Raw genomic sequence first — 631 nt, 5'->3', positions numbered from 1 at the left:
TGAAGAACACAGCAAGGTCCCCCAACATCCACATCTTTTAAAGCAGTAATTTGTAATTTCAAATTTAAGGTTATTCAGCGTGGAAACCCAGACCGTTTCCCATCTTAATAAGCACATGGCAGGGGGCTATCATAGCAGGCATCCTTGAGAGCAGATTCATTATTCAAGTCATCCGCAAACTTTTTGCAGTTAGGTAGAAGCGCATTCAAAAGGCTGTCCGTGAGAGTTCCAAAGAATTGGCATTGTCCTGCCGCCTTAAGAGTTACGCCAGCAGGTAATGCCACGTTAAGTTTTGCCCTGCCACCACCTTCAGCACCCCCATAAAAGTACCCTTTGCTAACATCATGTGCAATTTTCACTAATATTTGCAAATAGCCTGAGATTTTAGCTGTTTTAGCAAGACCCAGTAAATCGACTCCACCCGGTATTTTGACCGTAGCATCGAGAGCGACAGTCAGGTACAGTACTATTAAGTTAGTTTTGGAATCACTTGATGAAACAGATACAGCGGTTGCATGTAAACTCAAAGAATTTACTTGTGCGCTAACGAGCAATAAATCCAAATGCAGATCTATAATGCCATATTGTACATCTTTGAACAGAAGTCCTGTTTTTGATGCGTCTTTAAAAT

General features: G+C 41.5%; 1 protein-coding gene. It reads right to left on the bottom strand.

Annotation, left to right across the window (positions count from 1 at the left end):
* Positions 1-104: 104 nt before the first annotated feature.
* The coding region (locus tag EUU22_RS25195; protein ID WP_165351087.1) for a hypothetical protein at positions 105-631 on the bottom strand (527 nt) is incomplete at its 5' end.

Source organism: Ciceribacter ferrooxidans (assembly GCF_004137355.1).
Taxonomy (GTDB): Bacteria; Pseudomonadota; Alphaproteobacteria; order Rhizobiales; family Rhizobiaceae; genus Allorhizobium; species Allorhizobium ferrooxidans.
Note: the sequence above shows the minus strand (reverse complement) of the source record. Positions and strands in the feature narration are given on the sequence as shown.